This window comes from Rhizobium changzhiense, assembly GCF_013087625.1.
GTDB classification, from domain to species: Bacteria; Pseudomonadota; Alphaproteobacteria; order Rhizobiales; family Rhizobiaceae; genus Rhizobium; species Rhizobium sophorae.
The window spans coordinates 126,547-140,989 of sequence record NZ_JABFCQ010000004.1; the positions used below are offsets into that span (position 1 = coordinate 126,547).

15 protein-coding genes are annotated in these 14,443 nt (G+C 60.6%); 8 read left to right on the forward strand and 7 right to left on the reverse strand.

Going from position 1 to position 14,443, the window contains the following annotated elements:
• Positions 1-55: 55 nt before the first annotated feature.
• On the forward strand, positions 56-2,536 hold the full coding sequence (locus G9X68_RS20775) for an ATP-dependent helicase (RefSeq protein WP_171604043.1): 2,481 nt from the start codon (positions 56-58) through the stop codon (positions 2,534-2,536).
• A 27-nt stretch (positions 2,537-2,563) separates the two neighbouring features.
• Here the strand turns inward: G9X68_RS20775 and G9X68_RS20780 are convergent, their stop codons facing one another.
• A complete protein-coding gene (locus G9X68_RS20780) occupies positions 2,564-2,911 on the reverse strand; it encodes a hypothetical protein (RefSeq protein WP_171604354.1) in 348 nt (115 codons plus the stop codon).
• A gap of 396 nt (positions 2,912-3,307) precedes the next feature.
• Between G9X68_RS20780 and G9X68_RS20785 the strand changes: the two genes are divergently transcribed.
• The 3 genes from G9X68_RS20785 (at position 3,308) to G9X68_RS20795 (ending at position 5,479) form a co-directional block, all read left to right on the forward strand.
• Positions 3,308-3,805, forward strand: coding sequence for an EF-hand domain-containing protein (locus tag G9X68_RS20785; protein WP_171604044.1), 498 nt, complete (start codon positions 3,308-3,310; stop codon positions 3,803-3,805).
• Positions 3,806-4,127: 322 nt separating this feature from the next.
• Positions 4,128-4,754, forward strand: a complete 627-nt coding sequence (gene pncA, locus G9X68_RS20790; protein ID WP_171604045.1) for a bifunctional nicotinamidase/pyrazinamidase — start codon at positions 4,128-4,130, stop codon at positions 4,752-4,754.
• A 59-nt stretch (positions 4,755-4,813) separates the two neighbouring features.
• The gene (locus tag G9X68_RS20795; RefSeq protein WP_171604046.1) at positions 4,814-5,479 is read left to right on the forward strand and encodes a dihydrofolate reductase family protein; all 666 of its coding nucleotides are present in this window, start codon (positions 4,814-4,816) and stop codon (positions 5,477-5,479) included.
• A 48-nt stretch (positions 5,480-5,527) separates the two neighbouring features.
• Here the strand turns inward: G9X68_RS20795 and G9X68_RS20800 are convergent, their stop codons facing one another.
• Together G9X68_RS20800 and G9X68_RS20805 are read right to left on the reverse strand one after the other, a co-directional pair.
• Entirely contained in the window at positions 5,528-7,120 is a 1,593-nt protein-coding gene (locus tag G9X68_RS20800; RefSeq protein ID WP_171604047.1) for a hypothetical protein, read from the reverse strand.
• 165 nt (positions 7,121-7,285) lie between these two features.
• Entirely contained in the window at positions 7,286-7,531 is a 246-nt protein-coding gene (locus G9X68_RS20805; RefSeq protein ID WP_033181033.1) for a DUF2164 domain-containing protein, read from the reverse strand.
• Between the two features lie 132 nt (positions 7,532-7,663).
• Between G9X68_RS20805 and G9X68_RS20810 the strand changes: the two genes are divergently transcribed.
• Positions 7,664-8,395, forward strand: a complete 732-nt coding sequence (locus tag G9X68_RS20810; protein WP_171604048.1) for an AzlC family ABC transporter permease — start codon at positions 7,664-7,666, stop codon at positions 8,393-8,395.
• Between the two features lie 3 nt (positions 8,396-8,398).
• Positions 8,399-8,707, forward strand: a complete 309-nt coding sequence (locus G9X68_RS20815; RefSeq protein WP_168310003.1) for an AzlD family protein — start codon at positions 8,399-8,401, stop codon at positions 8,705-8,707.
• A gap of 68 nt (positions 8,708-8,775) precedes the next feature.
• Here G9X68_RS20815 and G9X68_RS20820 read toward each other — a convergent pair whose 3' ends face one another.
• Positions 8,776-10,611, reverse strand: a complete 1,836-nt coding sequence (locus tag G9X68_RS20820; RefSeq protein ID WP_171604049.1) for an aminopeptidase P family protein — start codon at positions 10,609-10,611, stop codon at positions 8,776-8,778.
• A gap of 279 nt (positions 10,612-10,890) precedes the next feature.
• On the opposite strand from G9X68_RS20820, the gene G9X68_RS20825 reads away from it, so the two are divergent.
• On the forward strand, positions 10,891-11,064 hold the full coding sequence (locus G9X68_RS20825) for a hypothetical protein (protein ID WP_003541368.1): 174 nt from the start codon (positions 10,891-10,893) through the stop codon (positions 11,062-11,064).
• 230 nt (positions 11,065-11,294) lie between these two features.
• Here G9X68_RS20825 and G9X68_RS20830 read toward each other — a convergent pair whose 3' ends face one another.
• Positions 11,295-12,173 (reverse strand): 50S ribosomal protein L11 methyltransferase, encoded by an 879-nt coding sequence (locus tag G9X68_RS20830; protein ID WP_171604050.1) that lies wholly within the window; start codon positions 12,171-12,173, stop codon positions 11,295-11,297.
• 68 nt (positions 12,174-12,241) lie between these two features.
• On the reverse strand, positions 12,242-12,844 hold the full coding sequence (locus G9X68_RS20835; protein ID WP_168310000.1) for an SCO family protein: 603 nt from the start codon (positions 12,842-12,844) through the stop codon (positions 12,242-12,244).
• Between the two features lie 319 nt (positions 12,845-13,163).
• On the opposite strand from G9X68_RS20835, the gene G9X68_RS20840 reads away from it, so the two are divergent.
• Positions 13,164-13,634, forward strand: a complete 471-nt coding sequence (locus G9X68_RS20840; protein ID WP_003541378.1) for a chemotaxis protein CheW — start codon at positions 13,164-13,166, stop codon at positions 13,632-13,634.
• A 267-nt stretch (positions 13,635-13,901) separates the two neighbouring features.
• Here G9X68_RS20840 and G9X68_RS20845 read toward each other — a convergent pair whose 3' ends face one another.
• Positions 13,902-14,396, reverse strand: a complete 495-nt coding sequence (locus tag G9X68_RS20845) for a CreA family protein (protein WP_171604051.1) — start codon at positions 14,394-14,396, stop codon at positions 13,902-13,904.
• Between the last annotated feature and the right edge of the window lie 47 nt (positions 14,397-14,443).

The following is a 14,443-nucleotide window of genomic DNA, read 5'->3' on the forward strand; positions in this document are numbered from 1 at the left end:
TGAAAGCAGAACATCTTTTCTGGTCTTTCCTTCCCGAATCACTACATTACGCGCCATGAGCAATAGTTTCGACGATATGCCCTTCTTCGACGAAGAGCCGGGCGAGATGGCGCGCAAGCCGCAGCCGCCTGCCGCACCCGCCGAAAGGGCGCCCGCCGCCGGTGGCGGCATCGCCGCCCGCGCCATGGCGGCTCGCGACGGCGGCAAGCGGCCGGATTATCTCGCCGGGTTGAACCCGGAACAGACCGAAGCCGTCGAAACGTTGGAAGGCCCGGTCCTCGTGCTCGCCGGCGCCGGCACCGGCAAGACGCGCGTATTGACGACCCGCATCGCCCATATCCTCAACACCGGCCGCGCCTTCCCCTCGCAGATCCTCGCCGTCACCTTCACCAACAAGGCTGCCCGCGAGATGAAGGAGCGCATCGCTTTGCTCGTCGGCGGCGCCGTCGAAGGCATGCCCTGGCTCGGCACCTTCCATTCGATCGGCGTCAAACTGCTGCGCCGCCACGGCGAGCTCGTCGGCCTGCGCTCCGATTTCACCATTCTCGATACTGACGACGTCGTCCGCCTGATCAAGCAGTTGATTCAGGCCGAAGGCCTGGACGACAAGCGCTGGCCGGCCAAGCAGTTCGCCGGCATGATCGACACCTGGAAGAACAAGGGTCTCGGCCCTGCCGATATCCCCGAGGGCGACGCCCGCGCCTTCGCCAATGGCCGCGGCCGCGATCTCTATTTCGCCTACCAGGCGCGCCTGACGACGCTGAACGCCTGCGATTTCGGCGACCTGCTGATGCATCCGATCGCGATCTTCCGCAGGAACCCGGATCTCTTGAAGGAATATCACGGCCGCTTCCGCTATATCCTCGTCGACGAATATCAGGACACCAACACCGCCCAGTACATGTGGTTGAGGCTTCTCGCCCAGCGCGCCAAGGGCGAGCCGCAGAACGTCTGCTGCGTCGGCGACGACGACCAGTCGATCTATGGCTGGCGCGGCGCGGAGGTCGACAATATCCTGCGCTTCGAAAAGGATTTCCCCGGCGCCAAGGTCATCAAGCTCGAGCGCAACTACCGTTCGACCGAGCATATCCTCGGAGCCGCCGCCCATCTGATCGCCCACAATGAAGGCCGGCTCGGCAAGACGCTGTTCACCGACCGCTCCGATCCGGACGACGTCAAGGTGCAGGTGCACGCCTCCTGGGATTCGGAGGAGGAAGCCCGCGCCATCGGCGAGGAGATCGAGCAGCTCCAGCGCGGTAAGCATCTCTTGAACGACATGGCGATCCTCGTGCGCGCCTCCTTCCAGATGCGCGAATTCGAAGACCGCTTCGTCACCCTCGGCCTCAATTACCGCGTCATCGGCGGCCCGCGCTTCTACGAGCGCCTGGAAATCCGCGATGCCATGGCCTATTTCCGCCTGGTCGCTCAAGCCTCCGACGACCTCGCCTTCGAACGCATCATCAACACGCCGAAGCGCGGCCTCGGCGACACGACGGTGCGCGCGCTGCACGACTATGCCCGCGCCCGCGATATCCCGATGCTCGCGGCGGCCGCCGACATCATCGAGACCGATGAGCTGAAGCCGAAGGCGCGAAAGGCGCTCTTCGACGTGATTCAATCTTTCCGCCGATGGCAGGAACTGCTTGAAAACACGCCGCATACCGAACTTGCCGAGCAGATCCTCGAAGAGTCCGGCTATACCGACATGTGGAAGAACGACAAGAGCGCCGAAGCACCCGGCCGCCTCGAAAACCTCAAGGAACTGATCCGCTCGATGGAAAGCTTCGAGTCGATGCGCGGCTTCCTCGAACACGTCTCCCTGGTGATGGATGCCGAGACCAACGAGAACCTTGATGCCGTGTCGATCATGACGCTGCACTCGGCCAAGGGCCTGGAATTCGACACCGTCTTCCTGCCCGGCTGGGAGGAGGGCCTCTTTCCGCACCAGCGCTCGCTGGATGAGAGCGGCCGCGCCGGCCTGGAGGAGGAACGCCGCCTCGCCTATGTCGGCATCACCCGCGCCAAGCACCGCTGCCACATCTGGTTCGTCTCCAACCGCCGCATCCATGGCCTCTGGCAATCGACCCTGCCCTCGCGCTTCCTCGACGAACTGCCGATCACCCATGTCGAGGTCGCCGAAATGGAGCAGAGCTACGGCGGGTACGGCCGCGGCGGCTACGGCCAGTCCCGCTTCGACAAGGCCGAACCCTTCGCCAACTCCTATTCCACTCCCGGCTGGAAACGTGCCCAGGCCAACAAGACCGACGCCACGCGCGACAATTGGGGCACCCGCTCCGGCCACGCCGTCGAACGCATCGGCTACGGCGAAAGCGGCCCGAAGGGGCGCACCATCGAGGGCGAGCTGGTGGCGAAATCGACCTCGTCGGAGCCATCTAGATTCACGCTCGGCGACCGCGTGTTCCACCTGAAATTCGGCAACGGCAACATTACCGGCATCGAAGGCAACAAGCTAACGATCGAGTTCGACCGGGCCGGACAGAAACGGGTGCTGGACGGGTTCGTCGAGCGCGTCTGACCTCGCGTCAGCACGACGCGAAAAGCCTTACCCGAGCATCCGCATCCTTCCGAGCCCGAGAATATCGTTGACGAGCGCGACGCCAATGCCCGCGGCGACGATTCCCAATCCGATCAGAAAGAGCCGGCGAGACCGGTCATATTTGACGGCAAACAAGGAGTCGCGCGCCAGCAGATCGGCAAAGACCTTCACCTGGACGGCGATGCCCACGGTCAGGAACAGCATCGGCGGAATATCGATGCGGCTCCAGTCGTTGGGATTGGAAACCCAGACACTGATGAAATTGAGCGAGAAACCGAGAATGATCCCGGCCGCCGTCAGCGACCCGTTGCGAAACGTCGCATCGATCTTTTCGTCGGGGTCCGGCTGTGACATGGCTTCGGTTCCGCCTTGCTTCTGAGTAAGAAAGGCAGAAATCATGACCCGGAGCAAGATCGGCCTGACGTTGCCTCGCGGAAAACAGACGAAATGTCGCAGCCGCGCAAACCTGGTCACTCCGTCCACACCTCCTCCGCACGCTGCGTTACGGCAATTTCGGGCCAACACCGGCACCGATTTAATCGCGCCCACACAAACCGTTGCCAAAAAATCCAATAAATTCAATGAAAAAGCTTTGGCAACCGAAAGGTTGATGTGCATTGCCTCACGTCGTCAATCACACTCCCGCCCCGTCAAAACGTCGCTTTGACGCCTTGCGCAAATCAGCTTAGCCCAGAGGCTGCCCGCCCATGAAAGGCAGGCTTCACGACGAACTTTTCAAAGGAGGTTCCAGTGACCAGTGTTTCATCTCTCGGCAGCACAGTGACCCAGTACCAGTCTACGCTGTCCAGCCTCGACAAGAACGGCGACGGCGTCATATCGGCGGACGAGTTGGCCGCCGCCTCGCAGTCCTCGACATCGGGCACGGCGTCGACCGACAGCGACGACAGCAGCACCGACATCGTCAAGAAGATCACCGCCGACATTCTGTCGCTGATGCTGTCCATGCAGAAGACCGATAGCAGCGACTATCAGGGCGACGGCAGCGATCAGAGCGACGACGATTCCAAGGGCGTCTTTGCCGCGATGGATACGAATGGCGACGGCAAGTTGACCGAGTCCGAATTCCTCGCCGCCGATCCGAACAGCATCAACACTTCAGGTGATAGCGATCCGCTCCTGACCGAAGTGCTGAGCGACATGCAGACGTCCCTTCAAGCCTACCGCAATACCTACGGCAATTCCGCCGCAGCAGGTGATTCCGCAGCCGACGACGTGGCTGCGGTCTAGCTGGCCAAGATCTGGGCCCTGCCGGGGGAGCCTCGATCCATCGATGCCGCACAAAAGCGTCCCGACGCGGCAATTGCCGCTGTCGCGGGCTGTGTCCGCAATTCGGAAATCATGCGCGAGCCTTCCCCATCCCTCCGTTCCATTTCAACACGAGAGCCGCCGTAAACTCTCGCAGCAGTTGCATTAGAGCACTCTGTTTTGACCACTTACTACCGCTAGTGCCAGAATTAACACTTGCGCGTCCGCGCCTGGAAATCCACTAGTTGATCCATTCAGTGTTCTTGGCGTCTTACACTGCAATAAAGCGAAGGGATTGGCCTTGATGAAAGCGCTGCTGCTCGTCGACATTCAAAACGGCTTCTGTCCGGGCGGCAATCTGCCGGTGCCGGAGGGCGACAAGGTGGTTCCCGTCGCAAACAGACTGATCGACAGCGGCAAATACGATCTGATCGTCGCCTCGCAGGACTGGCATCCGCCGAGCCACGGCAGCTTCGCCTCCGCCCATCCCGGTGCCGCCCCCTTCGAGATGGGAGAACTGTCGGGCAAGCCGCAGATGATGTGGCCCGATCACTGCATTCAGGGTACGCTCGATGCCGAACTGCACCCCGAGCTCAAATCCGAAGAGATCGACCTCATCCAGCAGAAGGGCGAGGATCCTGATATCGACAGCTATTCGGCGTTCCGCGACAATGACCGCGATGCCTCGACTGGGCTTTCCGATTTCCTCGAGGATCAGGGCGTCACCGATCTCGATGTCTGCGGGCTGGCGACCGACTATTGCGTCAAGTTCTCCGCGCTCGACGCGCTGGAGATGATGCCGGGTGTGCGCGTGCGCTTCATCGAGGATGCAAGCCGCGGCATCACGCCCGAAGGCGTCGCCGCCGCCATCGAGGAAATGCGGACGCATGGCATCGCCATCATCGACAGCGTCAAGGCCCTGGCCGGCTGATTGCGATCAGCGATAAAAGACAACTGAACACACCAATGATGAATCATGGGAGTTGAGAGATGAGAAAGCTTGTTACCGCCGCCTTCGTGAGCTTGGATGGCGTCATGCAGGCGCCGGGCGCGCCGCAGGAGGATCCGACCGGCGGCTTCACTCTTGGCGGCTGGACCGTCAATTACTGGGACGAGCAGATGGGCAAGTTCATGGACGGGATCTTCAAAGACCCCTTCGCCCTGCTGCTCGGCCGCAAGACCTACGAGATCTTCGCCGCGTACTGGCCCTTCGTCGGCGCAGACGATCCCATTGGAAAAGCCTTCAATGCCGCGACCAAATATGTCGCGACCACGTCGAAGGAACCATTCACCTGGGAAAACACCGTTGCGCTGCGCGGCGATGTCGCAGCTGAAATCGCCCGCTTGAAGCAGGAGGACGGTCCCGACCTTCTGACGCAAGGCAGCAGCGGCCTGCTGCAGACCCTGCTGGCGCACGATCTGATCGACGAACTTCGGCTCCTGACCTTCCCGCTCATCCTCGGCCCCGGCAAACGTTTGTTCGGCGAAGGCGCCAAACCGGAGGCTCTGAAGCTCAGCGCCAACTCGCTATCGACAACCGGCGTCATCATGAGCGTCTACGAGCGCGCGGGCGAGGTCAAAACCGGCAGTTTCGGGATGACGGAGCCTTCGGAAGCCGAAATCGCGCGCCGTGAACGGATGAAGCGCGAGGGCTGAGGCGGCGGTGGAGAAAGCGGAGGCCGAAGAGCCTCCTGACGGGGCCTCCTATTTCAATACGTAGACGTCGTACGTCTCATCGCTTCCCGCTGTCGCGCCGAAGCGCTTGATGAGGCTTGTCGCGCTCTGGAAAGCGGAAATGTCTTCCGGCGTCAGAGACAACCGCCAAACGTAGCTTTCACGCAGGGAGACGGGGGCGGCAATCTGATCGAGCCGCTGCGAAAGAAGAATGACGATAGGCACATGCTCGCTCTGCCGCAATCGATGTGCCGTTTGCAGAATATCGGCAAGGCTGAGCGAAAGCCGCGCGTTCCGAGTATATCGCACGATGGCGCCGAACCGCTCCTCCCGCAGAAGATAGGTGCGATTGGAGACGTAATAGGGCAAGGCTTCCACGAGATAGTCGGGATCCGCCATGATGACCGCGTCCTTGAGATCAGGGCGCGATTGCATGAAGGCACCGAAATCCTTGCTTCGGCTGAAGGGTATTTCAACGACGAAGGCCTGATTGACCTTTTCGATGCCGGACACGACCTGTAGCGCCAGCAATATCGGGAAGCACAGACGGGCGAACCTTACGATACCGCCGGCAGCCTCGATGTCCGCAACGCCTGCCCCTTCGCGCTGAGAGCGTGGGCTCAAAGCAGTGATGGCGATCATGAAAACCAGCCAGAGCGCCTGATGTCTGTATCCGCCGGGATAGACAAGCGTAAAAAGGAGCGAAAGCCCTAGAAGGACGAGTGCCGCTGCGATCATCGCCGGTCGCCGGTCCGCCAACGCCAGCAGGCTGCCATAGATGAGCACGGACATCAACGCTGCGAAAATATGGGACGCCAACGGATACGCCACGACCAATTCAAGGACGATGTTGGGATAGAACGCCATGAAATGCGAGCTGGGCGCGACAAGAGCACGAAGGGCAAGCAAGGCGAAATTCTCGCCGCTGAGATCGTTCTGCCCCGTATCGTTGAAAGTCGGATAGACTGTTGCGAAACAGAGAACAATTCCAAGCGCGGCAATGGCAGCGGCCGTCGCAAAGGCCCGATATTCCGTCAGAGGAGATCTCGGTCGCGCAAGAACCAGATCGAAGAACCAGTAGGCAAGGAAGCCGCCGACGAGGACGACCGAATGGACATTGGTATTGGCCAGCAAGGCAAACAACAGGCCGAGCAATAGCCCGCTGCGTGTTCCTTTCTCCCAATTCAGGACGATAAGAAAAATCACCAGCATGCTGATGCCGTAATTTCGCGACATCGCGGCATATTCGAAAAGCGAAAAGCCGCCAAACAACGACAGCAGCATGATGGAAAGCGGCAGCTTGAGCCGGAAAACAAGAAGATAGGCGGCTGCTGCCGCAATCGTCAGCGCAAGTATCTTCAGGACGACCGGCGAACCGATGACGATATAGGCGGCGCGCAGAAGGATATACCAGACAGCAGGATGACCCTCGCCATGCATCTGGCGAAGCATATCGATGAAATTATCCCCCTGGAGGGCGAGTGACAAAGCACGAACCTCGTCACGCCAGACCGTTTCGGACCAGCAAAGCGCAGACGCCAGCGTAAGCCAGACCATAAAGATCAACGCCTTGCCGAGCTTCGCGGATCGAGGTTCATCGATAGCAGAGACAATCACGGCCAAATAACACGCAACCCTGTGAACGAAAGCGTCTCGACCATATCGGGGCAGAAATAATTTGGCGTTAAGTGAAGGCCCTGTTTTGATTTCAGGGGCGCTGAAGCATGTCGCGCAAAACTGTGCAGCGGTTTAAACGCGACAAGCGAATCTGAAAGGTCGCGGCGCGCTTTAGAATTTTTCCTCCCTCTCAAGAAGATGGATGTCCTCGGCGACGTCGTCCATTCTCTGCAATAAGGCGGCCTGGGCATCTCTTAGCCCTCGATTGTAGAAGTACGGCCCGATCTCCTCGGCGAAGAAGTCAAGCAGGAATTCAGCCGGCAATGCACCGATGGGATCAAGTTCCCGGTCGAAATAAGCGCGGATGCGCGAAACGATCTCAGCCTTTTCTTCCTTCGAAAATTCGATCTTCTTCATGTTTGCCTCTTTACCGAATGCGATCAGGACTTTGATGGTTCAGCGAAATCGATTGGTCAATCAATGAAATTCAATTGCCGTTGCAAGCCGCAGACCATAAGGGGAGACCTGAATTCCAACAGGAAATATCCCATGAATCGCGCCGACTTTGTTGAAGGTTTGCGGGGCGGCTCCGCCGTTGCGCTGGCATCGGCGCCCTTTGGTGCCCTGTTCGGAGCGCTTGCGGTCGAAAACGGCATGTCGCTCTCCGAAGCCGCCTTCATGAGCGCCACGGTCTATGCCGGCGCCAGCCAGATGGTCGGCATCGAACTCTTCGGTCACAATGTCCATGCCTGGCTGATCGTGCTGTCGATCCTCGCCGTCAATTTCCGCCACGTGCTCTATTCGGCCGCGCTGGCGCGCTACATCGGCCATTTCACGCCGGTGCAGAAATTCTTCACCTTCTTCCTGCTCGTCGATCCGCAATTCGCCGAAGCGGTAAAGCGCGGCGAGGCCGGCCGGCAACTCACCTTCGCCTGGTATTTCGGCTTCGCGATCATCATCTACATTCCCTGGGTGCTGATCAGCGTCGCCGGCGGCATGCTTGGCGGTTTCATCGGCGATCCCAAGGCCATCGGCCTCGACATTCTGCTGCCGGCTTATTTCCTCGGCATCGTCCTCGGCTTCCGCAAGCGAGACAATTTCCTGCCCGTAGCGCTCGTCAGCGCAGTCGCTTCCGTACTCGCCTACCGCTATGTCGGCTCGCCCTGGCACGTCAGTCTCGGTGCTGCCGTCGGCATCCTGCTCGCCGCCGTGCTGCCTCTGCCGCCGCAAGAGCCTGATCTCGAGGCCGACGCCCTTAAATCCGAAGTGCATGAGGTCTGAGCCATGGAATTCGATCTTCACATGGCGCTCGTCATCCTCGCCGCAGCAGCCGCCACCTTCGCCACCCGCATCGGCGGCTATATCCTCATCACCCGAATGAAGAGCATTCCCCCGCGCATGGAGGCGGCGCTGAATGCCGTGCCGGCCGCCGTGCTGACGACGCTTGTCGCACCCGCCTTCTTCATCGGCGGCTGGGAATCGAAGCTGGCGCTGATCGTCGCCCTCTTCATCGGCCTGCGCTTCAGCCACACATGGATGCTGGTCGCAGCCTGGATCGTCGTGATGACCTGGCGCCACACGATCGGCGCCTGAGCACAGGCCCGAAAGCCGGCGCAGAGATTCAAGGCATTACAGCGTCGCCAAGGCTGTATGCCGTTTTCTCAATATTCCAGCGGCAGCGTCGCGTTTTCGAGCCATGTCCTGACATCGTGATCATGGATCAGCGGCATCAGCGCCTCACATGTGCGGCGATGATAGTCGTTGAACCAGTGCAACTGGTCGTGGGTCAGAAGCTCCGGAATGACGAGGCTGCGGTCGATCGGGCAGAACGTCAGCGTCTCGAATCCGAGCATCGGCGCATCGCCGCCCTCGATCTCTTCGGCCCCGCGCACATAGATCAGGTTCTCGATGCGGATGCCGAAGCTGCCCGGCCGGTAATAGCCAGGCTCGTTCGAAAGGATCATGCCGGGCAGCAGTTCCTGCGTCGAAAGCCTGGAGATGCGCTGCGGCCCCTCATGCACCGAGAGATAGGAGCCGACGCCGTGGCCTGTGCCATGGGCGAAATCGGCCCCTGCCCGCCACAGCGCGATGCGCGCCAGCGGATCGAGGTCGCAGCCGCGCGTGCCCTTCGGGAAACGCGCCGTGCTGATCTCTATCATCCCCTTCAGCACCAGCGTGAAGAAGCGCCGATGCTCTTCCGAAACAGTGCCGATGCCAACGGTGCGGGTGACGTCGGTCGTGCCGTTGATATATTGCGCGCCCGAATCAATCAGGAAGAGTTCGCCGGCCTCGATCATCCGGTTGGTCTCGGTCGTCACGCGATAATGCATGATCGCCGCATGTTCGCCGGCGCCCGAAATCGTGTCGAAGGAAATGTCCTTCAGCGGGTTCTGCATGCTCTGGCCGACGCGGGCGCGCGCAGCTTCGAGATGCTCGGCAGCAGCGATCTCGCTCACCGTGCCGGGCTTCGTTTGCGACAGCCAATAAAGGAATTCCACCATCGCCGCCCCGTCCTGCAGATGCGCGGCGGCCGAGCCGTTGATCTCGACGTCGTTCTTCACTGCGCGCGGCAACTTGGCGGGATCGGCGCCCTCCACCACTTCGCCGCCCGCCTTGCGGATGATCTCCGCCAGCGCATAGGCGGCGATGTCAGGGTCGATCAGCACGCGGCCGCCATCCCTGGAAACGGCAGCGAGCTTTTCTTCCAGCGCCGATGGCGGCAGCTGCGTGCAGATCTGCGCGAGATAGGCCTCCGGCTCGATGCCGGTCTTGCGCTTGTCGAGGAAGATCTCGGCCCGGCCGTCGGCATGAATGATGGCACGCGCCAGCGGATGCGGCGTGTGCGGCACGTCGGCGCCGCGGATATTGAAGGTCCAGGCGACCGAAGAAGGATCGGCGATCAGCACCGCCGCAAGGTTCTTCTTAGAAAGATCCGCGGCGATCGTCGCGATCTTCTCCCTCGCCAGAACGCCGGCCTGCGCGACGTTCTGGACGCTGACCGCGCCAAGCGGCTCGGCCGGCCGGTCAGCCCAAAGCCTGTCGAGCGGATTGTACGGCAGGAAGACCAGCGTGCCGCCGATCTCCGACAGCGCCCTTTCCAGACGGCGCACCTCGGCCCCTGCATGCAGCCATGGGTCGATGCCGAGCCGCAGGCCCTTGGCTCCGTTTGCGGCAAGCCAGACATGCGGCGGTTCGTTGACGAGATCGCCACCCGAAAAGACCGAGCCGTCGACCTGTTCGGCAAGCTGCGTCACATAGCGTCCGTCGACGAAGACGATCGCCTGCGTGCGCAGGATCATCGCAATGCCGGCCGAGCCGGTGAAGCCCGTCAGCCATGCCAAGCGCTCCGAACATGCTGGAACATATTCGCCATTGAATTCATCGGCGCGCGGCACGAGGAAGGCGTCGATGCCGAGCGAATCGAAACCGGCGCGCAGCGCCGATACACGATCCCTGCCGAATTGCGGCGTGGAGGTAACCTCGAAGGACTGGAACATGCTGGAAACCCGAATGATTGAAACGAATCCGGTTAATGGGATGCCGGCCATGTTAGCGAAATTTCAACCGATGGGGAGAAAAAGCGACAAAACGAGTCGAAACCCCTGGGACCGCTCAACATTTTGACAGAACTGTGACGCCAAAAGTTAATTTGGCACGCTTTATGCATTGGCCGCATGGCTCCCATGAGCGAAACCCTCTGCCTCCGCATTTCAGAATAGCTATATAGGCGTCATCGAACGGTTCGCGATGAACCTGTAAACAAAGGAATTCTTGAAATGACCGCCTCTCTCTCGCGCTTCGCATATAGCAGCCCGGTGCAGGCTGGCGAACGCCAGACCGTGCGTCACGTGATCGGCGCCCGCCGCCCGCAGAACGAGGACAGCCTCAAGCTGCTCGGCGCCGGCCAGCGGGCCACGCGCCACAAGGGCGCCCCCAGCTACGCGTTCTAAGCCTGAAAGCCAGTCCGTCTCCTCCCTCCCGGACCGGCCTATTGGAATGCAGTAGAGCCCGCTCGAGCGCTCCTCCCCTTGAGCTCGCGGGCATTGACCGGATAGACCGGTCCAAGGCGGTGCCATCGGCACCGCCTTTTTTGTTGTTGGAATGACCAGCGTGCCGCAGGTTCCCCTTCGCCCCAGCGGGGAGAAGAGGGAGCAAGCCGCGCTGCCTCAACTCTCCTTCGTCAAGGCCGATCGAAATGGATGGTCACCCAGCCGTTGCGCCAGATGGTTCTGACATGGCGAAGCCTCGCGCCGCTATAGGCGGCGATCACCTTCCAGCGTTGCCCGGAAAGGATGCCGGAGAGAATAACCGATCCGCCAGGCGCAATATGCGTCGCAAGCTTCGGCGCCATGCGGATCAGCGGCCGGGCGAGAATGTTGGCAATGATGAGATCGAAGGGACCATGCTCGGAAAAGGCCGTCGAATGAAGGCCCGGCGCGGTTCTGGTGACGATGCCCGAAGCGATACCGTTGCGGCGCACGTTCTCGGCCGCCACCTTCGTCGCGATCGGATCGATGTCGGTCGCCAGCACCGGTATGTTCCTGAGCTTGCGCACCGCAATCGCCAGTACGCCGCTGCCGGTGCCGAGATCGAGCGCGTTGCGGACCGGGCGCGAGCGCACCACGCTATCGATCACCTCGAGGCAGCCCGCCGTCGTGCCGTGATGGCCGGTGCCGAAGGCCTGGCCGGCATCGATCTCGATCGCTATGTCGCCGGGACGGACCTTGTCGCGGTCATGCGAACCATGCACCAGGAAGCGCCCTGCCCTGACGGGCTTCAGCCCCTCCAGCGATTTCACGACCCAGTCGACCTCGGGAATGACTTCCCGCTCCAGCACGGCTTGGGGAAAGGCAGTCGTCAGTGCCGTCTCGACGCGGGAACGCACTTCTGCCTCGTCCTCGGCCATCATATAGATCGAGGCTTCCCAGATATCCTTCTTCTCGTCGATCTCGGTGGTGCCGATGGCAAAGTCTTCTTCGCCGAAGACCGCGCTCAGAAGGTCGAGGATCTCCTCGGCCTTGCTTTCGGTCGTCGTCACGTAAAGGCGGATTTCACTCACGATAGGCGGTCTTTCCCGTTTCCGTTGCCCGCCACCGATCGAGCCAACGCCCCATCACGCTGAAGCTGTCACCCCTTGCTGACGAGATTCTCCAGCTTCTTTACCGCCGTGTCCGGGTTTTCGCCATAGGCGATCGTTCCGGAAAATCGCCCGGCCGAATCGAGCAGGAAGACCGACGCGGTGTGGTCCATCGTATAGTCGCCGTTCGGATCCTTCTCGTCGACCGGCACTTTCTTGGCGTAGACGCGGAACCCTTTGACGACCTCGGCGATCTTATCGGGCGCGCCCGAAATGCCAGTGATGCGCTTGGAAACATTGGAGACGTATTCGTTCATGATCTCAGGCGTGTCGCGTTCCGGATCAACGGTGACGAAATAGGCCTGCAGCTTATCGCCCTTCGGATCGACCTTCTCCATCCAGCCGTTCAGCTCGAAAAGCGTCGTCGGGCAGACTTCCGGGCAATGGGTGAAGCCAAAGAACAGCGCCGTCGGCTTGCCGCGCAGCGCCTCCTCGGTGATCGGCTGCCCGCTCTGGGAGACCAGGGTAAAGGGCACGCCGAAGGGAGCCTCCGCCACCACATTCCCCGATCTGTTGAGATAGTACGTGAACCCGCCGAGAAACCCGGCCAGTATCAGGACACCGACCCAGACGGCGATGCGGAATGTCTTCATTGGCATAATCCTCGATCCAGGCGGATGTGCCGCCCGCCACTGCTGGCGTGATTATAGCCTCGACCGGAGGCGCGCAATTCAAGAATATGTTTTCGAACCCGTGTTGAATTGTCTCACCGGCAGAAACGGCCACGGCAACGAAATCCGCCCTCAGGAATCTGCATGGATCAAAAATGCATGTGTATGAATGGCTTACCTCTAAAGCGACGGGCAATCCGAAAATACATATCGTTAGGAAAGACTTAAGCCGTCACATCTATATTTAACGGCGGTTCTGCATCGCCTCTCCCGCTGGGGACAACTGGGAAGAATTCTGACCATGAACAACAACAACGCCATCAAGCAGTCGGGCGCTTATCTCGAAATCGTTTCGTTCCACCTGGGCGATCAGGAATTCTGCATCGACATCATGGCCATCCGCGAAATCCGCGGCTGGGCGCCGGTGACGCCGATGCCGCACACCCCGCCCTACGTCTTGGGTCTCATCAACCTGCGCGGTGCGGTGATCCCCGTTATCGACATGGCCTGCCGCCTCGGCATGAAGATGACCGAGCCCTCCGAGCGCTCGGCGATCATAGTCACCGACATCGCCGGCAAGCTGGTCGGCCTGCTGGTCGAGCAGGTTTCCGACATGATGACCATCAAGAGCGAAGACCTGCAGCCGCCGCCGGAAATCATCCCGGAAGCCCAGCGCGCCTTCTGCCGCGGCATCGTCGCGCTCGAAAAGACCATGGTCTGCTTCTTGAACCTCGACACGGTCATTGCCGACGAGCTGACACAGGCGGCCTGAGGAATACTCATATCCTGGAATTCGAAGGCCCGGCTCGTCCGGGCCTTTATGTTTAGAGGATATGAAGCGGCCTGATCTCGCCAGGCAACATGGCACAGCCTCCACGACCCTCATCCCTGTGCTCGTCACAGGGATCCGGCCACCGCGCGTCTGCGCGGTGAACAACCCAGCTATTTAGGGAAATGAGCTTCCTACGCCCGAGGACTTGGGCGCGCTAGATCCCTGTGACAAGCACAGGGATTAGGGGATTGGGGGAGACGGCCTGCCCTACTGCGGCTTCCCGTTCTTCCACACAACGTTCTGCCCGTAGAGCGGGATGGTCGAGATCGACATCTTCGCCGAACCGTCCGTCAGTTCGCGCGAATGGGCGAGATAGATCAGCGTGTCGTTGGTCTTGTCGTAGATGCGGTTGACGACCAGAGTCTTCCAGATCAGCGACATGCCCTGGCGGAAGACCTCGGTGCCATCCTTGGACAGGTCGATATTGCCGATCTCGATCGGCCCGGTCTGCCGGCAGGCAATGGAATTGTTGGACGGATCCTCGAACCAGTTGCCGTTCTTGAACCGGTCGATCAGGCTGCGGTCGAAATAGGTGACGTGGCAGGTGACGCCCTTGACGTCAGGGTCGGAGACCGCATCGACGATGATGTCGTTGCCGATCCAGTCGACCCCGACCTTGCCGACGACTTCGGCCGACGCAGTACCTGCGGAAAGGGCGGCGAAAGAGAAGGCGGCGAGGAGAAAATTGCGCAGTCTGGACATGGCGGCTCCCTGAATAATCCACATTCTAGATAAGCATGGACCCATGT